The organism is Acuticoccus sp. (assembly GCF_965213555.1).
In the GTDB taxonomy this organism is placed as follows: Bacteria; Pseudomonadota; Alphaproteobacteria; order Rhizobiales; family Amorphaceae; genus Acuticoccus.
This window is the reverse complement of the sequence record NZ_OZ243890.1, coordinates 2,776,696-2,799,499: the sequence shown is the minus strand read 5'-3', so window position 1 is coordinate 2,799,499 and position 22,804 is coordinate 2,776,696. Positions and strand designations below refer to the sequence as shown.

24 protein-coding genes and 1 pseudogene are annotated in these 22,804 nt (G+C 73.0%); 13 read left to right on the top strand and 12 right to left on the bottom strand.

Annotation, left to right across the window (positions count from 1 at the left end; translation table 11 throughout):
* Positions 1 to 9: 9 nt before the first annotated feature.
* The 3 genes from ACOOE8_RS13230 to ACOOE8_RS13220 form a co-directional block, all read right to left on the bottom strand.
* Positions 10 to 240: a hypothetical protein gene (locus ACOOE8_RS13230; protein ID WP_420391914.1), complete on the bottom strand. Its 231-nt coding sequence runs from the start codon at positions 238 to 240 to the stop codon at positions 10 to 12.
* Between the two features lie 236 nt (positions 241 to 476).
* A complete protein-coding gene (locus ACOOE8_RS13225; protein ID WP_420391913.1) occupies positions 477 to 764 on the bottom strand; it encodes a transposase in 288 nt (95 codons plus the stop codon).
* Between the two features lie 115 nt (positions 765 to 879).
* Entirely contained in the window at positions 880 to 1,335 is a 456-nt protein-coding gene (locus tag ACOOE8_RS13220) for a hypothetical protein (protein WP_420394749.1), read from the bottom strand.
* Here ACOOE8_RS13220 and ACOOE8_RS13215 point away from each other — a divergent pair.
* A complete protein-coding gene (locus ACOOE8_RS13215; protein WP_420394748.1) occupies positions 1,319 to 1,519 on the top strand; it encodes a hypothetical protein in 201 nt (66 codons plus the stop codon). The genes ACOOE8_RS13220 and ACOOE8_RS13215 overlap by 17 nt on opposite strands.
* Before the next feature lie 416 nt (positions 1,520 to 1,935).
* Here the strand turns inward: ACOOE8_RS13215 and ACOOE8_RS13210 are convergent.
* Positions 1,936 to 2,644, bottom strand: a pseudogene (locus ACOOE8_RS13210) (IS5 family transposase); the annotation flags it as partial.
* A gap of 100 nt (positions 2,645 to 2,744) precedes the next feature.
* On the opposite strand from ACOOE8_RS13210, the gene gloA reads away from it, so the two are divergent.
* Positions 2,745 to 3,188, top strand: a complete 444-nt coding sequence (gloA, locus tag ACOOE8_RS13205; RefSeq protein ID WP_420391912.1) for a lactoylglutathione lyase — start codon at positions 2,745 to 2,747, stop codon at positions 3,186 to 3,188.
* Between the two features lie 31 nt (positions 3,189 to 3,219).
* Here the strand turns inward: gloA and ACOOE8_RS13200 are convergent, their stop codons facing one another.
* The gene (locus tag ACOOE8_RS13200) at positions 3,220 to 3,408 is read right to left on the bottom strand and encodes a DUF1674 domain-containing protein (RefSeq protein ID WP_420391911.1); all 189 of its coding nucleotides are present in this window, start codon (positions 3,406 to 3,408) and stop codon (positions 3,220 to 3,222) included.
* Between the two features lie 142 nt (positions 3,409 to 3,550).
* Between ACOOE8_RS13200 and ACOOE8_RS13195 the strand changes: the two genes are divergently transcribed.
* Positions 3,551 to 4,531: an MBL fold metallo-hydrolase gene (locus ACOOE8_RS13195; RefSeq protein WP_420391910.1), complete on the top strand. Its 981-nt coding sequence runs from the start codon at positions 3,551 to 3,553 to the stop codon at positions 4,529 to 4,531.
* 21 nt (positions 4,532 to 4,552) lie between these two features.
* Here the strand turns inward: ACOOE8_RS13195 and ACOOE8_RS13190 are convergent, their stop codons facing one another.
* The gene (locus tag ACOOE8_RS13190) at positions 4,553 to 6,691 is read right to left on the bottom strand and encodes a primosomal protein N' (protein ID WP_420391909.1); all 2,139 of its coding nucleotides are present in this window, start codon (positions 6,689 to 6,691) and stop codon (positions 4,553 to 4,555) included.
* Between the two features lie 54 nt (positions 6,692 to 6,745).
* Between ACOOE8_RS13190 and fsa the strand changes: the two genes are divergently transcribed.
* From fsa to ACOOE8_RS13170, 4 genes are all read left to right on the top strand, one after another.
* Complete coding sequence (fsa, locus tag ACOOE8_RS13185; RefSeq protein ID WP_420391908.1) at positions 6,746 to 7,402, top strand: fructose-6-phosphate aldolase; 657 nt, start codon at positions 6,746 to 6,748, stop codon at positions 7,400 to 7,402.
* A 162-nt stretch (positions 7,403 to 7,564) separates the two neighbouring features.
* On the top strand, positions 7,565 to 8,494 hold the full coding sequence (locus ACOOE8_RS13180; protein ID WP_420391907.1) for a tyrosine-type recombinase/integrase: 930 nt from the start codon (positions 7,565 to 7,567) through the stop codon (positions 8,492 to 8,494).
* Positions 8,491 to 9,243, top strand: coding sequence for an FkbM family methyltransferase (locus ACOOE8_RS13175; protein WP_420391906.1), 753 nt, complete (start codon positions 8,491 to 8,493; stop codon positions 9,241 to 9,243). The genes ACOOE8_RS13180 and ACOOE8_RS13175 overlap by 4 nt, the downstream gene beginning before the upstream one ends.
* Before the next feature lie 33 nt (positions 9,244 to 9,276).
* On the top strand, positions 9,277 to 10,056 hold the full coding sequence (locus ACOOE8_RS13170; RefSeq protein ID WP_420391905.1) for a succinate dehydrogenase iron-sulfur subunit: 780 nt from the start codon (positions 9,277 to 9,279) through the stop codon (positions 10,054 to 10,056).
* Positions 10,057 to 10,462: 406 nt separating this feature from the next.
* Here the strand turns inward: ACOOE8_RS13170 and ACOOE8_RS13165 are convergent, their stop codons facing one another.
* Complete coding sequence (locus ACOOE8_RS13165; protein ID WP_420391904.1) at positions 10,463 to 12,979, bottom strand: c-type cytochrome; 2,517 nt, start codon at positions 12,977 to 12,979, stop codon at positions 10,463 to 10,465.
* Between the two features lie 275 nt (positions 12,980 to 13,254).
* Here ACOOE8_RS13165 and ACOOE8_RS13160 point away from each other — a divergent pair, with 275 nt between their 5' ends.
* Genes ACOOE8_RS13160 through ACOOE8_RS13150 form a run of 3 tightly spaced genes read left to right on the top strand, consistent with a single transcriptional unit; the run spans position 13,255 to position 15,490 of the window.
* On the top strand, positions 13,255 to 13,983 hold the full coding sequence (locus ACOOE8_RS13160; protein WP_420391903.1) for a 3-deoxy-manno-octulosonate cytidylyltransferase: 729 nt from the start codon (positions 13,255 to 13,257) through the stop codon (positions 13,981 to 13,983).
* Positions 13,980 to 14,867, top strand: coding sequence for a prephenate dehydratase (locus ACOOE8_RS13155; RefSeq protein ID WP_420391902.1), 888 nt, complete (start codon positions 13,980 to 13,982; stop codon positions 14,865 to 14,867). The genes ACOOE8_RS13160 and ACOOE8_RS13155 overlap by 4 nt, the downstream gene beginning before the upstream one ends.
* A gap of 38 nt (positions 14,868 to 14,905) precedes the next feature.
* Positions 14,906 to 15,490: a hypothetical protein gene (locus ACOOE8_RS13150; RefSeq protein ID WP_420391901.1), complete on the top strand. Its 585-nt coding sequence runs from the start codon at positions 14,906 to 14,908 to the stop codon at positions 15,488 to 15,490.
* Here ACOOE8_RS13150 and nudC read toward each other — a convergent pair.
* A complete protein-coding gene (gene nudC / locus ACOOE8_RS13145) occupies positions 15,480 to 16,430 on the bottom strand; it encodes an NAD(+) diphosphatase (RefSeq protein ID WP_420391900.1) in 951 nt (316 codons plus the stop codon). The genes ACOOE8_RS13150 and nudC overlap by 11 nt on opposite strands.
* A gap of 45 nt (positions 16,431 to 16,475) precedes the next feature.
* On the opposite strand from nudC, the gene ACOOE8_RS13140 reads away from it, so the two are divergent.
* Together ACOOE8_RS13140 and ACOOE8_RS13135 are read left to right on the top strand one after the other, a co-directional pair.
* Positions 16,476 to 16,859: a cupin domain-containing protein gene (locus tag ACOOE8_RS13140; protein ID WP_420391899.1), complete on the top strand. Its 384-nt coding sequence runs from the start codon at positions 16,476 to 16,478 to the stop codon at positions 16,857 to 16,859.
* Positions 16,860 to 16,926: 67 nt separating this feature from the next.
* Entirely contained in the window at positions 16,927 to 17,667 is a 741-nt protein-coding gene (locus ACOOE8_RS13135; RefSeq protein WP_420391898.1) for an SDR family NAD(P)-dependent oxidoreductase, read from the top strand.
* 21 nt (positions 17,668 to 17,688) lie between these two features.
* On the opposite strand, the gene ACOOE8_RS13130 is transcribed toward ACOOE8_RS13135, so the two are convergent.
* From ACOOE8_RS13130 to hemC, 3 genes are read right to left on the bottom strand one after another with little or no spacing between them, the layout of a single operon-like run.
* Positions 17,689 to 19,131, bottom strand: a complete 1,443-nt coding sequence (locus ACOOE8_RS13130) for a heme biosynthesis HemY N-terminal domain-containing protein (protein WP_420391897.1) — start codon at positions 19,129 to 19,131, stop codon at positions 17,689 to 17,691.
* 42 nt (positions 19,132 to 19,173) lie between these two features.
* Complete coding sequence (locus ACOOE8_RS13125) at positions 19,174 to 19,854, bottom strand: uroporphyrinogen-III synthase (RefSeq protein ID WP_420391896.1); 681 nt, start codon at positions 19,852 to 19,854, stop codon at positions 19,174 to 19,176.
* A gap of 7 nt (positions 19,855 to 19,861) precedes the next feature.
* On the bottom strand, positions 19,862 to 20,716 hold the full coding sequence (gene hemC, locus ACOOE8_RS13120; RefSeq protein WP_420394707.1) for a hydroxymethylbilane synthase: 855 nt from the start codon (positions 20,714 to 20,716) through the stop codon (positions 19,862 to 19,864).
* A gap of 81 nt (positions 20,717 to 20,797) precedes the next feature.
* On the opposite strand from hemC, the gene tsaD reads away from it, so the two are divergent.
* Positions 20,798 to 21,937 (top strand): tRNA (adenosine(37)-N6)-threonylcarbamoyltransferase complex transferase subunit TsaD, encoded by a 1,140-nt coding sequence (tsaD, locus tag ACOOE8_RS13115; RefSeq protein ID WP_420391895.1) that lies wholly within the window; start codon positions 20,798 to 20,800, stop codon positions 21,935 to 21,937.
* Between the two features lie 4 nt (positions 21,938 to 21,941).
* Here the strand turns inward: tsaD and tesB are convergent, their stop codons facing one another.
* A complete protein-coding gene (gene tesB, locus ACOOE8_RS13110; protein WP_420391894.1) occupies positions 21,942 to 22,802 on the bottom strand; it encodes an acyl-CoA thioesterase II in 861 nt (286 codons plus the stop codon).
* Positions 22,803 to 22,804: the final 2 nt, after the last annotated feature.

Sequence of the window (22,804 nt, the reverse complement as noted above, 5' to 3'; positions counted from 1 at the left end):
CGACAGGCTCTAGGTCGGCAACTCATGGTGCCGTAGCCAAGGTCGCGAGGAGGCCAGAGCGACGGCGGCCATGAAGTCGCGGGCGAGCGTGTCGAAGCGGGTCGCCACGCGGCGGACGTGCTCGAGCGTGTTGAGGTGCCGCTCGACGAGGTTGCGCAGGCGGCAGAGATCGGGCGCGACGGTGCGCCTGACGCGTACGTTGCGGCGGGTCGGAATGCGCGCCGGCGCCCCGCGCGGCACACCAGTCGATCAACGCCTCGGCGCTGTCACCCCGGTCGGCGACGATGTCGGGCGCAGGGCCAGGCCGTCGAGCACCGGAGCTGTCGCTGTGTCCAAGGCTCGACAGGGCGTCACCACGGAGGGGATCGGCAGGCCAGGCTCGTCGACGACGGCATGGGGCTTTGTCGTCAGTCCCGCACGGGAACGGCCAAAGGCGTCATCCTCGCCCCCTGCCGTCGGCGGCATGCTGATGGCCTTCACGATGGCGCTGTCGATCCGCTGTCACGCGACCGGCTCCCTGCGGGCGAGCGCCTCGGAGATCGCCAGCCAGACCCCGCGCTCAGCAATCCGTTGTCGCAGTTGTCGACCGTCGTCGACGGGCCGTCGCGCGATGGCAGGCCGCGCCAGGACGATCCGGTGCGCGGGACCCAGAACATGCCGCCTCGCCCCCGCCGGTCATCGGCACGCTGCCATCCGGGTGGTGCCAGCGGCAGAAGCGGCTCGATGACCGACCACTCGACTTCGCTCAGATCGTACCGCGCCACGATCAACCTCGCGACTGACGAGACTTTGCGTCATCTTCGCGGCGCTTTCAGCAGCCTCGACCGTGGGTTCGGGGCCTCGTGCGGGTGCGCCGGCGAAAGAGCATCCTGGGTCTTCTCAGATCCAGACCAGATGCTCCAGGTGTCGTCTCCAACCAGGTTGCTCGGCCTGAGCCAGGGCGTTTGGTCGGCAAGGTCTGAAGGAGGTCGCGCGGTGTTGAGGTGGCCAGGAACGGCTGCATGGCTCGGGTCCGCCCTGCCGATGCGGTGGAGTGTTGGCATGGGCCCACACGCGCAGCGACGTCCGGATGAAGCGTTCGGCCTTGCCGTTGGTGCCCGGCGAGTAGGGCCGTGTGCGGATGGACTCGAGCTCGGCGTCCCTCGACACGTCGCGTAAGGCGAAGCTCCGATGGGCGGAACCACCATCGGTCATGACGCGCTCCACCGCGACGCCCGGACGGGCGAAGAAGGCGACCGAGCGCGTGAGGAAGGCGACGCGGTCCCAGCGCCTCTCGCTTAGCAGCACCTTGGTGCGGGCAAGGCGCGAGGCCTCGTCGATGGCCGCAGGCAGCACCTCCCATCCGGTGCCGCGCGGGTCCGACTTGGCCCCCGCGGTTGCCGGTGATGCGGTGGCCGATGCCGTCGATGCCGCCGAGCTCCTCGGCCGCGTGCGGATGTGCCCGGGCGCTCGCGCCCATGGCGGCGCGCTGAAGGCTCTCGTCGAGCGCGGACAGCTTGCCGAGACCCGGGCGTCGTAGGCTCGCGTCGACAGGGGACCGGGGGATCGACAGGCATCGCGCCATGGCCGGTCCTGGAAGGCGTTCTCGTCGCCGGCGCTCGATCTGGCCGACGCGCTCGACCGGGATCGCGTTGCTGCGGCGGGCGGAAGCCGAGCTCCTGTCGTGCAGCCTCCGCTCGTCCTCCGCCGGTGCCGAGCCAGCCACTCGTAGGCGGTACGGGGCGAGATGGCGGCCGCTTCGGCAACGCGCCAGCCGTCCTGCAGCACCCGGCGCACGGAAGGACCCGACCATGATGGGTCTTGCGGAGCATCCTCGTGCACGTTCATCCGGGGCTTCCTGGTCGGGGCTCGTGGGCTTGGCAACCGCGGCCCCACATCCCGACCCTGGATGAACAACCGTGATATCGTCCACATCTTGGAAGCCGCCTCAGTCCAGCGAAGCCGGGAGCGGAACGCGGCGAGCCTCACGAGGGCGAGACGGTGCGCCGAGTCCTCGGTGCGGGTGGCGACGGCGCATGGGCTCGACGTGGCCGAGGCAGCGCTCGACCAAGTTGCGAGGGGTGGTGGAGGAGGGCGCCGAAGGCGGGCCGGCGCTTCCGGCTCGGCATCGGCCGCACGGCCATCCGCCACGGCCGGCGCTGGCCTCGCGCAGGGCGTCGCGGTCATCGACGCGGCCGGCGATCAGGATGATCGGGCCCGACGTCTGCAACGAGATCGACCGCCGAGCGTCCGTCGTGCGCCTGTCCTTGCGTCAGCGTCAGCGCGACAGGACGGCCCTCGGCATCGACGAGGGCCTGGGTCTTGGGGAGCCCGCCGCGCGAGCGTCCCATCGCGGCGTCGTCGGCCCCCTCGTGCCGTCGGCGCCATGCCGATGGACGCGCACCGACGAGCCGTCGACGAACTTGAGGCCTCCGTCGTGCGCCTCGGTGAGTTCGGAAGCGTTCGCGCCACCGCACAAGGCGTGTCGCAGGTCATGGGAAGGCCGAGGCGTTCCGCGCCGTCGGCCCACGGCGTCCCGGTCCGCAGCCGCCGAACGATCCCCGACAGCCCTGTGCGGTCGTCCACCCGGGGCATGCCGCACGTCGGTCGGAAGAGGCGGCTCGATCAGCGCCCGCTGCGCCTCCGCCGCTCGTTCGGCCACGATCTCGCCTCACCCATCCACTTCAGGCTCATTCGTCGGGTTCGTTAGCTTCCGTTATCGAGGACTTGGCCTAGGGTGGGACGGACGGCAAGCGGAGGGGCCCATGCAATACCTGCACACCATGGTGCGCATCACGGACATCGACCAGTCGCTCGATTTCTACTGCAACAAGCTCGGGCTGCGCGAGGTCCGGCGCAGCGAGAGCGAGGCCGGCCGCTACACGCTGGTCTTCCTCGCCGCGCCGGACGACGTCAGCCGGGCCGAGAGCGAGGCGAAGTCGCCGATGCTCGAACTCACCTACAACTGGGACCCCGAGGACTACAGCGGGGGGCGCAACTTCGGCCACCTCGCGTTCCGCGTCGACGACATCTACGCCACGTGCCAGCGGCTCGCCGACCATGGCGTCACCATCAACCGGCCGCCGCGCGACGGGCGCATGGCCTTCGTGAAGTCCCCCGACGGGATCTCCGTCGAGCTCCTGCAGAAGGGAGACAGCAAGCCCCCCGCGGAGCCCTGGTCGTCGATGGAGAACACGGGGACCTGGTGAGCGCGCCGACCGCGGCCGCGACGGCGGTGCGTCAGAAGTCCGTCGCGAGCCCCTTCACCTCCCAGTCGCCGTAGCGCACGGGCTCGGGCCCGGCGCGGCCGCCCTGCTCGGCGGGCGGTGGCGGCGCAGACTCGGAAGCCCGGCGCCGCTCCGCGGCCTCTTCCAGGGCACGGCGGGCGGCGTCGGAGCGCGGACGGGGTACGGCTGACTCGTCGTTCATGGCGCTCAGATGGCGCCGCCAGCGGCGCGGTGCAACACTGCGTGATGGCGCAGCGACGAGGCCGTCGGGCGGTTGCCGTGTCCCGTGCCACGGTTAGGGTGTGATGCGGCCGCTCATCGGCTGAGCACACCCGGAGGAGCCTGTGACCATCGATCGGCGACACCTCATGACCGCGGCGGCTGCCGTCGGTGCCATGACCGCACTTCCCGCGGCGCGCGCCGGCGCGCAGTCGCCGACGCCGCGGCCCTCCCAACAAGCGCCCGCGTTCCAGCGCAGGTCCGTGGGCGATGCGACCGTCACCGGCCTCGCGGACGGCTTCCTCCCCCTCGGCCCCGGAGCCTTCCCGGACGTGGACGAGGCAGCCTTCATCGAGGCGATGCGCGAGGCCTACCTGCCGGCGGACCCGAGCCACGTGACAGCCGTCAACGCCTACCTCGTGGAGGTCGGCGGCCGCACCGTCCTCATCGACGCCGGCGGCTCGACGGCGCTCGCGCCCTCGCTCGGCAACCTGCTCGCGAACCTGTCCGCCGCCGGGGTCGAGCCCGGGAACGTCGACGCGGTCCTCCTCACCCACATGCATCCCGACCACGTCGGTCACCTTGCGAACGACGGCGTCGCGACGTTCCCGAACGCCGAGCTCGTCGTTCACGCCGCAGAGGTCACATTTTGGAGGGACCCTGCCACGCGGTCGGCGATGCCCGAGGCACGCCGCGGCATGGTGGACGCCGCCAACGCGGCCATCGCGCCCTACGAGGACCGCACCACGCTGTTCGAGGGCGACGTCGAGGTGCTCGCTGGGATCGCCGCGCGGCACCTGCCGGGGCACACGCCGGGACACACCGGCTACCGCGTCGGCTCGGGCGACGACACGCTGCTGATCTGGGGCGACATCGTCCACGTGGCGCCGGTGCAGCTGCCCCAGCCGACGCGGGCGATCGGCTTCGACGTCGACCCCGAGCAGGCGGTCGCAACGCGCCAGCGCCTGCTCGACGAGGTGACGTCCGACCGGACCCTGATCGCCGGCATGCACCTGTCGTTCCCCGGCTTCGGCCACATCATGCCGGTCGGCCAGGCGGACAACGCCTACGCTTTCATCCCGACCCGCTGGGAGTACAACATCTAGGCCCCGACGACCGTACCGCCGTCAGAGGAAGGACTGCGGATCGACGTCGACGGCGCGGCGGACGCCGCCGCGCACCGGGACCGCCGCGAGCCAAGGCACCATGACCTCCTGCAGCGGCACGGTGCGGGCGGCGCGCACGAGCAGGCGGTAGCGCCAGCGGCCGCGCAGCACCGCGAGCGGCGCCTCGGCCGGGCCGAGCACCTCCACCGCGCCGTGCGGGGCGGTGCGCGCGAGCTCGGCGGCATGGGCGTGGGCGTCGGCCTTGTCCGGCGCGGAGACGATGACCGCCGCGAGCCTCTGGAACGGTGGCAGACCGCCGTCCCGCCGCGTCGCAGCCTCCTGCCCGTAGAACGCCTCCACGTCGCCCGAGACCATCGCGCGCATCACCGGATGGTCGGGCGCATGGGTCTGCAGGAGGGCGCGGCCGCCCGCGGAGACGCGCCCCGCGCGCCCCGTCACCTGGGTCAGGAGCTGGAAGGTCCGCTCGGCGGCGCGCGGATCCCCGTTGTGCAGCCCGAGGTCGGCGTCCACGACGACGACGCACTGCAGCTTGGGGAACGTGAAGCCCTTGGCGACGAGCTGCGTGCCGACGACGACGTCCGCCTCCCCGCGCTCCACCCTGACGAGCGCCTCGGTCAGCGCCCGCGCCCCGCCCGCCACGTCCGACGACAGCACCTCGAGCCGCGCGTCCGGCCACAGCGCGCGCGCCTCTTCCTCCACGCGCTCCACCCCTGGCCCGCACGGCACCAGCGTGTCCGCGGCATCGCACGCCGGGCAGGCCGTCGGCCGCGCCTCGTCGTGGCCGCAGTGGTGGCAGACGAGCGTGCCGCGCAGGCGGTGGTCCACCAGGGACGCGGCGCAGTTCGGGCAGTGGAACCTGTGGCCGCATCGCCGGCAGACGGTGAGCGGCGCGTAGCCGCGGCGGTTGAGGAACAGGAGGGCCTGCTCGCCCGCAGCGAGCGCCGCCGTCACCGCCGCGCGCACCGGCGGCGATAGGAACGCGGCGCGCGGCGGCGGGGTGCGGCGCAGGTCCACCGCAGCCACGTCGGGCAGGGCGGTGCCGTGGTGCCGCGACGGCAGCACCAGGCGGCGGTAGCGGCCGCGCTCGGCGTTGAGCCGGGTCTCCACCGAGGGCGTCGCCGAGGCGAGGACGACCGGCGCGTTCGCCGCGCGGCCGCGGGCCACCGCCATGTCGCGCGCGTGGTAGATGACGCCGTCCTCCTGCTTGAAGCTCGCATCGTGCTCCTCGTCGACCACGACGAGGCCGAGGTCGTTGAATGGCAGGAACAGCGCCGAGCGTGCGCCGACGACGACGGAGGCCGCGCCGGTCGCTGCATCCCGCCAGAGCGCGACCCGGGCGGCAGGCGGTCGCTCGGAGTGCCACGTGCCGGGCTCGCGGCCGAACCGCTCGGCGAGCCTCGCGGTCACCGCAGGGGTCAAGGCGATCTCCGGCATCAGGACGAGCGCCTGCCGGCCGGCGGCGAGCGTCGTCGCGATCGCCTCGAGGTAGACCTCGGTCTTTCCCGAGCCGGTCACGCCCTCGAGGAGCGTCACGCTGAAGCCGCTGCCTCCGCCGAGCGCCGCCGCGGCCGCCTGCTGCTGCGGCGACAGGGCCCGGACGTGCCCGCGGCACGGTCCGTCGGACGCAGGCTCGGCGGGGGCGTCCACCTCGGCGACGACGCCGGCCACCATCAGCCCGCGCAGCACCGCGCTGGAATGCCCCGCCTCCACCAGCCCCCGGCGAGGCTGCGGGCCGCCGGCGAGCGCGTCGACCACGGCGCGTCGCGCCGGCGTCCAGCGCGGCGGCTCGGCACCGGTCGGCACGAGGACCTTCGGGACCGGCGGCTCGGCGAGCCCCTCGCCGTTGCGCAGCACGAGCTTCAGCACCGCGCCGCGCGGCGTCATCGTGTAGCGCGCCGCGAAATCCACGAAGCGGCGGAGCTCGTCCTGGACACGCACGCGGCTCGCCCGTGCCTTGATGGGCCGCAGGCGCGCCTCCTCGATCGCCTCGTCGGCGGGATCGTCCCACACCACGCCCACCATCGTGCGCCCGCCGAGCGGGACTGCGACCACGTCCCCGGGAGCGAACGGCTCCTGCGTGGTGTAGGTGAGCAGCCCGAGCCGATGGGGCAGCAGGACGGAGCGGCGCGCGGCTGTCATGGCGCGCGCGATCCTGTAGGACGGACCGCGACAGTCAAACGGGCAGAGGCGCACATGCAGTTCTTCGTCGACACGGCGGACGTGGAGGAGATCCGGTCCCTCGCCGAGACGGGCATGCTCGACGGCGTGACCACCAACCCCTCGCTCATCATGAAGGCGGGGCGGCCCATGGCGGACGTCATCGCAGAGATCGCCGGGATCGTCGACGGCCCGGTGAGCGCCGAGGTGACCGCGATCGAGACCGCCCAGATGATCGCCGAGGGCCGTCGGCTCGCCGAGATCGCGCCCAACGTCGCCGTCAAGCTGCCGCTCACCTGGGACGGATTGAAGGCCTGCCGCGCGCTCACCGCGGACGGTCACATGGTCAACATCACGCTTTGCTTCTCCTCCGCCCAGGCGCTGCTGGCTGCGAAGGCCGGCGCCACGTTCGTCTCCCCGTTCATCGGCCGGCTCGACGACCTCGGCCTCGACGGGATGAAGCTCATCGAGGAGATCAGGACGATCTACGACAACTACGAGGAGCTGCAGACCGAGGTGCTGGCGGCATCCATCCGCACCACGAACCACGTGCAGCTCGCCGCCCTCGGCGGCGCGGACATCGCGACCGTCCCTCCGGCGATCCTCACCAAGCTGATCCAGCACCCGCTCACCGAACGCGGCCTCGAGCAGTTCCTCGCCGACTGGAAGACGAGCGGCCAGTCGATCCTGTGACGACACGTTTGTCCGCGAGCGGTCGGTCGAGGCGGCGGCCCGCAGGGGCAACGCTCGTCCATTCGCTCATGCCCCAGCGCGGGCGCTGGCCGGCACGGCATCCGTTCGCATTGCCGGTGCCGCCTTCAGCGCTTGCCAAGCTTCCCGTGGTTGGATCGGCCGGTGCCGAACGACCTTGCGCCCCTCGCCGACGCCGCGCTCCTCGTCGAGCGTGCGCGCTGGCTGTCCGACCTCACTGCCGTACGCGGCCGGGCGAAGCACAGCGCCGAGGCCTATGAGCGCGACACGCGACAGTTCCTGGCGTTCCTGGCCAGCCACCTCGGCGCGCCGGCGGACATGGCGAGCCTGCGTGCGCTGCGCCCTGCCGACGTGCGGGCCTTCCTCGCAGCGCGCCGCGCTGCCGGTGCCGGGCCCCGGACGCTGGCACGCAACCTTGCCGGCGTGCGCGCCCTGCTCACCCACCTCGAGCGCGCTCACGGTGTGAGCGCCGCCCCGGCGCGGGCGGTCGGGGCCCCGGCGCGGCCGCGCGCGCTGCCGCGCCCGGTGCAGGAGGAGGCGGCGCGGCGGATGCTGGAGCCGGGGACGGGCTGGATCTCCCTGCGCGATGCCGCCGTGCTGGCTTTGCTCTACGGCTGCGGCCTGCGCGTCGGCGAGGCGACGGGGCTCGACGCCGCGGACGTCCCCGAGCCGCTCGTGCGCCTGCGCGTCACCGGCAAGGGCGATCGCACCCGTGAGGTGCCCGTCCTGCCGGCGGTGGCGGCGGCGGTGGCGTGCTACCGCGCGGCCGCTCCCTTCGCCCTCGAGGGTGGCCCGCTGTTCCGCGGTGAGCGCGGCGGCCGGCTGTCGCCGCGCACGGTGCAGCGCACGGTGGAGGCATGGCGTCGCGCCCTCGGCCTGCCGGCCAGCGCGACGCCGCACGCCCTGCGGCACGCCTTCGCCTCGCACCTTCTGGCACGTGGCGCGGACCTCAGGGCCATCCAGGAGCTCCTCGGCCACGCCCGCCTGTCGACGACCGAAGTCTACACCGCCGTCGAGCCGACCCGCCTCTTCGACGCTTGGCGCGACGCCCACCCCCGCGCGACGCCCCGGTGAGGCCACCTCCCCGCTGGCTGCGGCGCGCCCCCCTGGTGCGCCGACCGCTGCGCCGGCTGATGAAGCGCGTCGCCCCAACCGGGCCGGTCGAGGCGACCGTGGATGGCCTCGCCTGGTCCCTGGCCCCGCGGGACAACAAGGTCGACTTCGACATCTGGTACAAGGCGCGCCTCGACGAGGCCGAGGAGCGCCGCTTCCTCGCCGCGCACCTTCGTGCCGGCGACGTCTTCGTCGACGTCGGCGCCAACATCGGGCTCTACACCCTGGCGCTTCTGTCGGCGGTGGAGGGCGTCCTCGCGGTGACCTTCGAGCCGCTGGACGCGCTGCGCGAGCGCCAGCGGATCAACCTCGCCATCAACGGCCTGGCGCACCGCGCCCGCGTGCGGTCCGAGGCGGTGGGACCCTACGGCACGATGACGCTCTACGAGGGCCGCAACGCAGGCCGGGCGTCCCTCGTCCCGTTCGCCGGCGCCCGCGCCGTCCGCCACGTCACGGTGCGCCCCCTCCGCTCGCTGCTCGACCGGCCGCCGCGCGCCATCAAGATCGACGTCGAGGGCTTCGAGGACCAGGCGCTGCTGCCCTACTTCGACGAGCTCGCGCCGGCATGGTGGCCCCGCGCCGTGGTCATCGAGACGCTTCACCGCGCCGCATGGCGCCGCAACTGCCTTTGCGAACTCGCCTCGAGGGGCTATCTCATCGAGTTACAGACGGATGAGAACGCGCTGCTCGTGCGGCGTGACCCCTACTAGCTTAGCCTGCGCTAACCCAGCCCGAGTGAGACGATGGTCCAGCTGAGACTCCCCAAGAACTCGCGCATCCAGAAGGGCAAGACATGGCCCAAGCCGGAGGGCGCGACGAACCTCAGGGAGTTCCGGGTCTACCGCTGGCAGGAGGAGGGGGACGAGAACCCTCGCATCGACACCTACTTCGTCGACAAGGACGAGTGCGGTCCGATGATCCTGGACGGCCTGTTTTACATCAAGAACAAGATCGACCCGACGCTGGTGTTTCGCCGCTCGTGCCGCGAAGGCATCTGCGGCTCGTGCTCCATGAACATCAACGGACTGAACGGCCTCTCGTGCACCGCCGGCATGGACGAGGTGTCCGGTCCGGTCGTCCTCTACCCGCTGCCGCACATGCCCGTCATCCGCGACCTGGTTCCGGACCTTACGAACTTCTACGCGCAGCTGCGCGAGATCGAGCCGTGGCTGAAGACCGACACGCCCCAGCCGCAGAAGGAATGGCGGCAGAGCCACGACGACCGCGAGAAGCTGAACGGGCTCTACGAGTGCATCCTGTGCGCCTGCTGCACGACGGCCTGCCCGAGCTACTGGTGGAACGGCGACCGCTACCTAGGCCCTGCCGCGCTGCTGCAGGCGCACCGCTGGATCGTCGACAGCCGCGACGAGCGCACCGGCGAGCGGCTCGACTCCCTCGAGGATCCGTTCCGGCTTTACCGCTGCCACACCATCATGAACTGCGCCAACGCGTGCCCCAAGGGGCTCAACCCGGCGCAGGCCATCGCCGAGATCAAGGCGCTGATGGTCGAACGCCGCGTCTGACGTCCACAGCACGGCAGTGCGCCTGACCCCCAGCGGTCGCTCGAGCGTGCGCCTCCGCCGTCCGGCTTGGCCTTCGAAGAGGCCACCGTGCCCGGGCGCGCGTGTCGCAGCGCGCTCGGCGAGGGGTTGCAGTGCGGTAAAGCGAGCGCACGGACCGCATCCACGGAGGCGCGTGCGGCGGTAACGATCACGGCCGAACGGGGTGCCATCATCACGTTCGAGCGGGACCGGCGGGCGGCGGTGCCCGTCGCGATCCCTACGCCCGCCGCAGCGTCGACCCCCTGAGCCTCGGTGACGCTGCGCGAAGCCGTACCATCAGAGCGTGGCCAGGCGATGCCCGCTGACCCGGTGCCCCTCCTGCGCCAGGACGCCTGCTCGGGCATCCTGGCCGTCGGGGCCGGCGCGCCTACTGCGCAGCGCGCCGGGGATTGATGATCTCGACCTCCGCCGGCCGTGCAGCCTCGATCCTGACCCGCGAGCTGGGCCTTGCAGAGGCAGTGCCCGTCGCAGCGTCCGCGCCCTCCTCGGCCGCTCGTCCCTGGCGCGCGGCGGCCACGGTCTGGTCCGCGGACCGCGACGGGTCGACCGTCGCCGCGTCGCCATCCGCCGGCTCCGACGCGTCGGCAGCTGCCTGCTGCGTCGCGCGGTCGGTCGCCTGCGGCGCGGCGGCTGCCGCGCCTGGCTGCCGCTCGGCGGACGGCTCCTGCTGAGCCGGCGCCGGCTCTGAGGGAGCCGAGCGGGACCCCAGCGGCGTCTCGTTGCCGCTCGATGGGGAGGACCGCGCGACGACGTCGGCGCCCTCCTCAGGCTCGACCCGCGCCGCTGCGGGCTCCTCAACGTCCCCGGCGGACGGCGACTGGCCCTGCTGACCTGCGTCAGCGGGGGAGGTTTGCGCCGCCTGCCCGGCGCTCGCGGCGCCGTCGGCTGGCCGTGCCGCGGCCGACGGAGCGGGGGCGGAGGCGGTCCGATCTTCGACCTGCGGCGCGCCTAGCATGGGCTCGCCCGTCGACGACGGCGCGACGGGATTAACGCCTGCAGTCGCCGCCTCCGCACCCTGCTGAGCCGCAGCCGACCGGGCAGCAGCCGCGGCGCCTGCGTCGGCTGGTCCGGTCGCGGCCTCCGACGGCGCGCCGGCCGCCGGCTCGCCGCCGGCCGGAGCCTGCGATGACTGGGCGGCGCTGGGGTCGGCATCCTCGAAGCGCGGCTCGACGCCCTGCGGCGCGGTCTCGCCAGCAGGCGCCGTGCCTAGCGTCCCGCGGTCGTCGCCGGGCCCCGCATCCAAGGGAACCTCGACGTCGGAGTCGACCGCCGTAGCCTCGGCACCCACCTCAGGGCTTTCGGCCTCCGGCACCACCGCCTCGCTGACCGGCGTGGTGACGGACGCCGGTACCGGCGTGGCGGCGGGCTGCGCGTCGGTGCCCGCGCCAGCTTGGACCATGTTCGGCGTCGACGCATCCTGCGCCTCGCCCGGCTCGACGAGCTGATCGAAGTCCCCATCGTCGTCCGATGCCAATGGGCGAGCCTCGGCCTCGTTGCCCTCGACGCCGATCGGGGCCTGGCCGCCCAACTCGTCGATGTCTCCCTCAGCGATCTCGTCCACCGCCGCCGCGGCGACGCCGGCGACTGGCTCCTCCGCGAGGTCGGCATTGTCGCGCCCTGCGGCGCCACGGGTGTCCCCCTGCGCGACGAGCTCCGCTGCCGCCGCGGCGGCCTCCGGGTTGGGCTCGTCTTCCGCGGCGGCCACGTCGGCGATGACCTCGCGGTCGTCGGTGGAGGCTTCGCCTCCTTGGGCGGGGGCGGGAGCCAGCGTTGCATCCTGGCCCGGCCTATCGGCCGTGGGCGCCTCCGTCGCGCCCTCCGCCGCGGAGGGCTGCTCTGCCGCAGCCTGCGCGACCTGCGTCCCGTCGGCCGGAGCTTCCAGGACCGGCGGCGCGTCCGGGGAGATCGAGGCGAGGTAGGCGACGATGTCCGCGCGAAGCTCGATGTCCTTGACGCCGGCGTAGCCCATGATGGTGCCAGGCACCCATCCCTGCGGGTTCTCCAAGAAGCCGTCGAGCTCCTCGTAGGTCCACTCCTTGCCCTCGCCGTGGGCGACCAGCGCCTCCGAGTAGCCAAAGCCCTCCACGGCGGCGATGGGGCGCCCGACGACGCCATGGAGGCCCGGACCGATGCCGTTCGGCCCTCCCTCGTCGACGGAGTGGCACGCCTGGCACACGACCATGTTCGCCTGGCCGTTCGCCGGGTCGGCGCTCGCAAGCAGCGTACGGAACTCCGACGTGCCCTCGGGGACGGCGCCCGCCTGCGTGCCGGCTTCAGCCTCACCCTGCGCGGGAGCGGCGATCGCGACCTGGGCCTCGCCCTCAGCGACCTCCGCCGGGGCGGCCTCCGGCTCGGGGAAGGGCGGAGCGTCCGGCGTGACCGACGCCAGGTAGGCGATGATGTTGGCGCGATCCTGACCCTCGCGCAGGCCGGCGTAACCCATGATGGTGCCGGGCACCCATCCCTGCGGGTCCTCCAAGAAGCCGTCGAGCTCCTCGTAGGTCCAGCCCTGACCCTCAGCATGCTCCTGCAGCGCGTTAGAGTAGCCGAACCCGTCGACGGCAGCGATCGGACGCTCGACCACGCCGTAAAGACCCGGGCCGATCCCGTCGGCACCGCCGTCGTCGAAGGCGTGGCATGCCTGGCATTGGCGGGAGATGCGCTCGCCCGCGGCGACGTCCGCGCTCGCGAGAAGGACGGCGATGGACGGCTCGGCTTCCTCCCCCGTCGCCTCCTCCTCAGGCTCGGCGACGGCAATGAGGTAGGCCGGCTCCTCCAGCTCCTCCTCCTGGAACAGGATGTCCGACAGGACGCTGAGGCCCATGATGAACACCAAGGCGCCGAGCGCGGCTCCTAGGAACTTGTTGATTTCGTAGCCGCCCATGCCCGCTCAGACCTCTTGTTCGCCGTCCCGTCGTCCACGGCGCAGCTCGCGCGCGCCGCGCCCGAGGCTGCGTCGGTGACCCTTGCGCGATACAGCGCGCCGGGTCCGACCGCCACTAGGCTATAGAGGCCCGTGCCCGACCGTTCAAATGGGACACCGCCGCGCACGTTGCCCCGGCGGGGCGCTTTTTCGCTGAGGCTGTGTCGTGGCTCGCCGCACGGCTCGACCGGTCGGTGGGGCATCGCTAAACCAGCGTCCATCGCAAGGTCGCCACCGTGAACCCCATCGTCCTGATCCCCGCCCGCCTCGGCGCGACGCGGCTGCCGAACAAGCCGCTCCTGACCATCGGCGACGCGCCGCTCGTGGTGCACGTCCTGCGGCGCGCGCAGGAGGCGGACGTCGGCCGCGTCGTGGTGGCCTGCGACGGGCGGGAGGTCGCCGCAGCGGTGGAGCAAGCCGGTGGCGAGGCGGTGCTGACCGGCGAGCATCCGTCGGGCTCGGACAGGATCGCCGAAGCGCTGGCCCGCCTCGATGCGAACGGCGCGCACGACGTCGTCGTCAACGTCCAGGGCGACCTGCCGACCATCGCGGCGAGCGCCATTCGCGCCGCCCTCGCCCCCCTCGAGCGGCCCGAGGTGGACATCGCGACCCTCGCCGCCGTCATCGCCGACGAGCACGAGCGCACCGATCCCAACGTGGTCAAGTGCGTCGCGACGGGCGAGGGTACCGTCCGCCGCGCGCTCTACTTCACCCGCGCCACCGCGCCGTGGGGCGACGGTCCGCTCCTCCACCACATCGGGCTCTATGCCTACCGACGGGCGGCGCTGACGCGGTTCGTGGCGCTGCCGCCTTCCGCGTTGGAGCGTCGCGAGCGGCTCGAGCAGCTGCGCGCCCTGGAGGACGGCATGCGCATCGACGTGGCGGTGGTCGACGACGTGCCGCTCGGAGTCGACACGCCGGCCGACCTCGAGGCGGCGCGACGCGCGCTCGGGGCCATGGCATGACGGGGACGACGAAGGTCGTCTTCCAGGGCGAGCCGGGGGCGAACTCGCACATCGCGGTCAACGAGGCGTTCGCCGACGCCGAGGCGGTTGCGATGGCGACGTTCGAGGACTGCTTCGCCGCGGTGGAGAACGGCAGCGCGCGCTACGCGATGATCCCCATCGAGAACTCCACGGCGGGACGGGTCGCGGACATCCACACCCTGTTGCCGGCGTCCGGCGTCCACTTCGTCGGCGAGCACTTCCTGCCGATCCGCCACCAGCTGATGGCACTCCCGGGGACGCCCCTGTCCCGCATCAGCCGCGTCTACAGCCACGTGCAGGCCCTCGGCCAGTGCCGCAGCACGCTGCGCAGGCTGGGGCTCAAACCCGTCGTGGCCGCCGACACCGCGGGCTCGGCGCGCCAAGTGGCAGCCGATCGCGATCCCACCGCGGCGGCGATCGCCTCGTCGCTCGCGGCCGAGATCTATGGGCTCGAGGTGCTCGCCAACGACATCGAGGACGAGGCGCACAACACCACGCGCTTCGTGGTGATGGCGGCGGAGCCGGAGCCGGCGCCGCGGGACGCGGCGGTGATGACCTCGTTCCTGTTCCGCGTGCGCAACGTGCCCGCGGCGCTCTACAAGGCGCTCGGCGGGTTCGCGACCAACGGCGTCAACATGGTGAAGCTCGAGAGCTACCAGCTCGGCGGGCAATTCTTCGCGTCGATGTTCTACGCCGACGTCGAGGGCCACCCGGAGGACGAGAACCTGTCGCTGGCGCTCGAGGAGCTGCGCTTCTTCTCGGCCAACGTGCGCATGCTAGGCACCTACCCGGCCTCGCCGTTCCGCGAAGCGATCCGCGAGCCGGCGGAGAACCGCTCGCTCCGCCCCTCCCCCGGAGTGTGAGGGTCAGCCGGCCGCGCACAGCGGCGGCCTCATGCCGCATGGCGAACAGCGACAAGCGGCTACGCCGTCGGATCTGGCGCTATGATTACGGCCCCAAGCTTGCGCTTCGGCATCAGCCGCGACCGCTCCCAGCGCGGCACGGGCCGTTGCCGGAGCGCAGAGTGGTGCGATTGGTCCCACCGGTTGGAGCCGGGGGCGTATGGGCGGGTTGCTTCTGCCTCGCCCCGCTGGCGTTCGACGCTTCGACCGCGGAGCTGCTGTTTTGGCTCAGCGTTTCTGCTGCGCTCGTAGGGCTAGGGCTGTTCCTGATCCGTCGCGACTTCGTTCACCTCGAACTCGATCGCGACGGCTTCACGATGGTCGATGGTCTGCGTAGGAGCAGACGGGTCCGTCGAATGCGCTGGAAGGATGCATGCGACTTCGCGGTACTCAAGGACCGGTTGATCGATCGCTGGGGTGAGCGAGATTGCCTCCTTTATGACGATCCGGAGGTGACGGGTCCGACCGCCGAGGAGAACCGCGCGCGGTTCGGGCTTTCCTCGAGCATCGAAGTTGGGTGGAAAGCGCGGCCGCTCGCACAGCTCATGAATGCCTTTGCCGACCGGGCTCGGTCTAGCCCGTGACGGGCTCTGCTACTACCGCGGGGACCTCGACGACGGGGGCGCCGTGGCGGGCGTAAGCGGTGAGGAGGTGGTGGGCGATCGCCACCGGCGGCGGCGCGCCGTTCACCGGGTGCGTGCCGTCGAGCATCGGACCGATGTCGGAGCGATCGAACCAGCGCACGTCCTCGAGCTCACGGTCGCGCGGCTCGATCTCCTGCGACAACGCCTCGGTGAAGCAGCCGATCATCAGGTTGGAGGGGAACGGCCAAGGCTGGCTCGCGTGGTAGGCGACGCGGCCGGTGCGGATGCCGGACTCCTCCCAGATCTCGCGGCGCACCGCGGTCTCGATGGTCTCGCCGGGCTCCATGAAGCCGGCGAGGCAGGAGTAGACGCCCGGCGCGAAGCGGCGCTGGCGACCGAGCAGGCAGCGCTCGCCGTCCACCGCGAGCATGATGACGACGGGGTCGGTGCGCGGGAAGTGGTGCGTGCCGCACGCGCCGCACTCGCGCCGGTAGCCCGCCTGCCCGAGCGTCGTCGGCTGGCCGCAGTTGGCGCAGAACCGGTGCGTCGCGTGCCAGCCGAGCAGGCTGCGCGCCTGCGCGGCGATGCCGAGGAGCTCGTGGGACAGCGCGTCGTCCATGGCGAGGCCGCGCAGGCCGCGGGCGGGCATCATCTCGTCCGGTGGGACGGCGGCGGCGAACAGCGGGCCGTCGGCGGTGAGGCCGAGGAACGTCGCGCCCTCCCAGTCCGCCCCGCGCGCCTCGGCGTCGCCGCGGTCGAACAGCGGAGCGTCGGCCATGATGAGCCGGTCGTCCATGAAGAGCAGCGCGCGGCCCGAAGGGTCGGCGCGCAGGTTGGCGATGAAGGCGGCGTCGTCGCGCCGCTCGGACATGCGGTCGATGGCGTTGCCGCCGAACCCGGTCGCCGCGGAGGCTTCGGTGGGAGGGTAGTGGAGTGTCATGGGAGGCGCGTATAGCACGACCCTCCGAGGGCGCGGGAGGGCGATGTGACGGACGGTGGCACGGGAGCAGCGACGAGCGGCGTCGCGGTGAACCTCGCCGACAAGCTCGCGAGCTTCGACGAGACTTATGCGCCGCGCACGGTCGCGACCTTCAACGGGCACGACATCATGGTGGCGAAGCTCGAGGGACCGTTCCAGTGGCACAAGCATGACGACACGGACGACGTGTTCCATGTCCTGTCAGGCGCGCTCGACATCGAGCTCGAGGACCGCACGGTCCGCCTCGGCCCGGGGGAGGTGTTCGTGGTGCCGCGCGGCACGATGCACCGGCCGGTGGCCCACGGGCGCGTGGAGGTCGTCCTCATCGAGCCCTCGGGGACGCCGAACACGGGCGATCGGGCCACCGCCGCGCCGCGCCGCGTCATCTGACGGGTGAACTGCTGCGGAACGTTCTATAGTCCCCCACGTCGGCGCCGTGCCGGCCGGAGGGCGTCCCATGGATAACCGACCGACGCTGGTGCTGACGGGCGCCTCCCGCGGCATCGGCCATGCCACCGTCAAGCGCTTCTCGACCGCCGGATGGCGCATCATCACCTGCTCGCGCCAGGAGTTCTCCGACAAGTGCCCGTGGCCCGCAGGCGAGGACGACCACATCCAGGTCGACCTGTCGGACCCCGAGAACCTCGGCAACGCCATCGCCGAGATGCGCCGCCGGCTCGAGGCGAACGGCGGCAGGCTCGACGCGCTCGTCAACAACGCCGGCATCAGCCCCAAGGGTGATGGCGGCAAGAGGCTCGATTCCATCGCGACGCCCATGCACGCGTGGCGCACGGTGTTCCAGGTGAACTTCTTCGCGCCGATCATGCTGGCACGAGGGCTGATGAAGGAGCTCAAGGCAGCCGGCGGCTCGGTGGTCAACGTGTCGTCCATCGCCGGCAGCCGCGTGCATCCCTTCGCCGGCACCGCCTACGCGACGTCGAAGGCCGCGCTCGCCTCGCTGACCCGCGAGATGGCGGCGGACTTCGGGCCGCACGGCATCCGCGTCAACGCCATCGCGCCGGGGGAGATCGACACCGCCATCCTGTCGCCGGGGACCGAGAAGATGATCGTCGACATCCCGCTCAACCGGCTGGGCGCGCCGGCAGAGGTGGCTGAGACGATCTTCTTCCTGTGCACCGCGCCGTCCTCCTACGTGAACGGCGCGGAGATCCACGTGAACGGCGGCCAGCACGTCTGACGCCGCGGCCTCGCTGGGATGTCACCCGGAGGAGGGGACCGAGCCGCGCGGACCGCCGGGATCGCTTCGGGTCGGCGCCTCCCCCGGCGGCCATCCCTCACCATCATCGTCCGCACTTCGGACGTCGCCGATGCGGTCGGGCGCCGCGAGCGCCGCAGGCGGCGCGAGCTCGAGCTCCGGCCCCTGCGCCGAGCCGCCGTCGGGCACGCGCCAGACGTAGCGGTCGAGCTCGCCCGTCACCGGTGAGACCGCGTCCCATGCGTCCGAGGCGACGCCGTCGGCGATCCAGGCCGGATCGCGCGGCGCGCGGACCGCCCGGGCGAGCCAGGCGCGCACCTCGCCGTCCGGCCCGCCGGCGAGTGCCTCAACCTCGGCCATGGCCGCGCACACCCTTTGGGACGGACGGTCCTGCAGGAACGGGCGCAGGGCCGCGCGCGCACGGGCGAGCTCGCGCGCCGCCCGTGCCGCCGCGGCAACGCCGAGCCCGCTCTCCACGTGCTCGGGCCGCAGCGCGGCGAGCGCCTCGGCCCGCCGTAGCCGGTCGACCGCGCTCTGCCCCTCCGCAAGCTCCAGCGCGGCGGCGAACAGCTCGGGATGCGGCGACAGCTTGTAGGTGGCGTCGAGGACCCCGCTGGCGCGCCTGGCGGACTGTGGCGCAAGGAGGCGCGCGGCGGCGACGGCCGCGGGCACGAGGTCGCGGGCGAGCTGGTGGGCCTCCACCGCGCAGCGCCGCGCAGCCTCGCCCCCGTCGGACGCCCGGGCAAGCGCGGTGAGGAGCACGGCCCTTCGCCGCCGGTGCGTCTCGCGGTCGATCAGCTTGTGCCGCAGCGCGTCCTCGTTGAGCGCCAGCGCGGCGTCGAAGTCGCGCTCGGCCGTCGCCGCGTGGAAGGCGGCGGCTGCTGCCCACGGCAACGTCGGGTCGAGGCGGTTGGCGGCGCGCGCGTGCGCCCGTGCCGCTGCGGCCTCGCCGGCGCGCTCCGCCTCCACGGACAGGCCGCGCAGCCCGAGGAGGACGGTGTCGTCGCGCTCAGCCATCGCGCGGAACCGGGCCTCGGCCGCGGGGCGGTCGCCGCGCATCTGCGCCACCTGCGCGCCGAGGAGCTGGCTCAGCGCGTGCTCCGGGGCCACGCGCTCGGCGAGGCGGGCTGCCCGCGCCGCGGCGTCGAAGTCGCCTGCGGCGACGGCGACCAATCCCTGGGCGTGGGCTTCGGCGGCGCGACCCCGACGTCGTTCGCGGCTGCGGCGGGCGAGGCGTCCCGGCGTTGCGAACAGCGAGCGCGCGAGGTCGACGAGGACGATGGCCGCCGCGAGCGCTGCACCCGCGAGCACCAGCGCCTCGCTGACCGTCAGCGTCCCGGCGACGCCCCGCCACTCGTAGGCGATGCGGCCGGGTTGCTCGACGACCCAGCTCGCTCCTGCGGCGAGCGCGGCGAAAAGGCCGAGGAGGATGAGGAGACGGATCATCGCAGCTGCCCAACCCGGGAGGCGCGCGCCGACCCTGCCGCGTCAGGCATCGCAGCACAGCTCCGCCAGCGCCTCGAGGAGCGCATCCTCGTCGGGCCGCCGCGCGACGAGGACGCGTCGGTCCGCGACCTCCGCCGCCACGGCCGCGGACAGCGCGACGCAGGGCGCCTCCCTCCAGGGTGCGTTGACCGCGAGGGCTGCGTAGGTCGCCGCGGTGCGCGGGGAGGCGAGAAGGACCGCGTCGACCCTTGGTACCGACGGCAGGGCGGTCGCGGGGCGCATCGCGTAGATCACCCGCCGCTCGGCGCGCTGGCCGCGGGCGAGCAACGTCTCCACCAGCGCGCCCGCGTTGTCCTGCCCTGCGAGGTGGACGATGGGCTGCGGCGCCTCGGCGAGATGCACGGCGAGGGCGGTGACGTCGCCGCTCGCGCTGGTCACGCGGGCGAAGCCGGCGCGTCGCGCCTCGCGCGCGGTCGCGTCGCCGACGGCGTACACCGGCAGGTGGTGGAAGCGCGGGTGGCAAGCGAGGATCGACGCCGCGGTCCGGCTCGTGAGCGCGATGGTGCCGATGCCGCCCGCCGTCCCAGGGTGAGCGACGACCTCGGCGGTGAGGAGCGGCGCGGCGACCGTTCCGTACCCAGCTCGGCGCAGGCGACGCACCGTGTCGTCCGCCTGCGGCCGCGGCCGCGTCACCGCGACGACCGCGCTCACCGACGGCGCCATGGACGCGTCACCGGGCGGGCTCGAAGAACGACGGGCCGATGCGCGCGCGCAGTCGACGGCCGGCCTCGTAGCCCGTTTCGGCCGCCTCCGTGACGCTGCCGCGGGCCGCCACGTCCTCGATGCGGACGCCGTCGGGGGACGCGACGAGACCGGCGAAGGCCACCTGATCGCCCTCCACCGTCGCGAGCCCCGCGATGGGCGTGCGGCACGAGCCGTCGAGGGCGGCGAGGAAGCCGCGCTCCACGGCGACGGCGTGCTCGGTCTCGGTGTGACCGATGGCGGCGCAGGCCTCGATCAGCCTGTCGTCGTCGCGTCGGATCTCGACGGCGATGGCGCCCTGGGCGCAGGCCGGCGGGAAGGCCGTCGCGTCGAGCACCTCGGTGCCGACGTCCTCGAGGCCGAGGCGCTTCAGCCCGGCGAGCGCGAGCAGCGTCGCGTCGCACTCGCCGGACGCGAGCTTGCCGAGCCGGGTCTGGACGTTGCCGCGCAGCACCTCGCAGCGAAGGTCCGGGCGGGCGCGTCGCACCAGCGCCTGACGGCGCAGCGAGGCGGTGCCCACCACCGACCCGCCGGGCAGGTCCGCGAGCCGTTGCCCGTCGCGGCCGATGAAGACGTCGCGCACGTCCTCCCGCGGCAGGAACGCGCCGAGCGTCAGCGCCGCGGGCAGCAGCGTCTCGAGGTCCTTGGCCGAGTGCACCGCGCAGTCGATGCGCCCGTCGATGAGCGCGGCCTCGATCTCCTTGGTGAAGAGGCCCTTGCCGCCGATCTCGGCGAGCGGCCGGTCGAGCACGGCGTCCCCGGTGGTCTTGATGACGACGATCTCGCACTCGTGGCCGTTGGCGCCGAGCGCGTCGGCGACCATGTTCGCTTGCGCGAGCGCGAGCGGGCTGCCGCGGGTGCCGATGCGGATCGTGCTCACGCGAGGGTCCTGAAGCGGGTGGGGATGGCCAGCATAAGCCGCGATACTAGGGGAGCGGCGGGCAAGGCAAAAGCCCGACGGTCATCGCGCGATCCACTCGTCCTCGGGATCGAGACGAGCTGCGATGAGTGCGCCGTCGCCGTGGTCGAAGGACGGCCGGGCGCTGCGACGATCCTTTCCAACGTCGTCTGGGGCCAAGCCGACCTCCACACCCCGTACGGCGGCGTGGTGCCTGAGATTGCGGCCCGCGCGCACTCGCGCACCATCGACGCAGTCGCCGGCGAGGCGCTGCGCGTGGCGGGCGTGGACCTTGCCGAGGTCACCCACGTCGCGGCGACCGCGGGCCCGGGCCTGCTCGGCCCGCTCCTCGTCGGTGCGACCTTCGGCAAGGCGGTCGCCTCCGCGCGCGGACTGGAGTTCGTCGCCGTCAGCCACCTCGAGGCGCACGTCCTGTCGCCGCGACTGTCCCACGGGACGGCGTGGCCCTACGCCGTGGCGCTGCTGTCGGGCGGGCACGCGCAGTTCGTCGCAGCGCTCGGGCCGGGGACCTACCGCAGGCTTGGCGGAACCATCGACGATGCCGCCGGCGAGGCGTTCGACAAGACGGCCAAGCTCCTCGGCCTCGCCTACCCCGGCGGGCCGGAGGTGGAGCGTGCGGCGCGCGGGGGCGATGCGTCGCGCTACGCGTTCCCGACGCCGCTCGCGAGCCGGGAGGGCTGCGACCTCTCCTTCGCCGGCCTCAAGACCGCGGTCCGCCTCGCGGCCGAGCGCACCGCGCCGCTCTCGCCGCAGGACGTGGCCGACATCTGCGCCTCGTTCCAGGACGCGGTCGCACGTGTCCTGACCGTGAAGTCGGCCCGGGCCCTGGCCGCCTTCGCCGACCTCGCCGGGCCGCCGACTGCGCTGGCCGCGGTGGGTGGGGTCGCCGCCAACCAAGTGCTGCGCGAGGCGCTCGCCGGCGTCGCCGAGGCCTACGGCACGACGTTCGTCGCGCCGCCGCTCGCGCTGTGCGGCGACAACGGCGCGATGGTCGCATACTGCGCCATCGAGCGGCTCGCCGCCGGGCTCGCGGAAGGCTCGGCGACGCGCGTGCGCTCCCGCTGGCCCCTGGACGAAGCGGCCGCGCCCCTCCTCGGCGCCGGCAGGCGCGGCGCGAAGGCCTGACCGCTCAGCGGGTGCGGCGGCGGATCAGCCCCTCCTGCGCCGTCGAGGCGACGAGGCGACCGGAGCGGTCGAACAGCATCCCACGGGTGAAGCCGCGCGAGCCCGACGAGGACGGCGTGTCGGTCGCGTAGAGCAGCCACTCGTCGGCCCGGAACGGGCGGTGGAACCACATGGCGTGGTCGAGGCTCGCCGTCTGCATGTCCTTGGAGAACACCGACTTGCCGTGCGGGAAGAGCGCGGTGTCGAGGAGCGCCATGTCGGACAGGTAGGCGAGCGCGGCCTGGTGCACGGCGACCTCGTCCGGCAGCCGGTCGGTGGCGCGCATCCAGATGTTCTGGCGCGGCGGCAGCTTCTCGTCCGACAGGTAGTGCCTAAGGTCTGTGGGGCGCAGCTCCATGGGCCGCTCGCGGGTGAAGTAGCCGCGGATGTTGTCCGGCGCGCGTTCCAGGATGAGGGCGCGCAGCTCGTCCTCGCCGGGCAGATCGTCGGGGTCGACGATCTCGGGCTTCTCGAAGGCGTGCTCCAAGCCGTCCTCCTCGTCGTGGTAGGAGGCGAGCAAGGTGAAGATCGCATGGCCGTGCTGGATCGCGCTGACGAGGCGCGTGGTGAAGGAGCGGCCGTCGCGCAGCCGGTCGACCTCGTAGATGATCGGCACCGCGGGGTCGCCGGGCCGCATGAAGTAGCCGTGCAACGAGTGGGCCGCGCGGCCCTCCACCGTGCGGTTGGCGGCGACGAGCGCCTGGCCGATGACCTGTCCGCCGAACACGCGCTGCCAGCCCACCTGCGGGCTGCGGCCTCGGAACAGGTTGTGCTCGAGCGGCTCGAGGTCGAGGATCGAGAGGAGTTCTGCGACGGCAGGGCGCATGG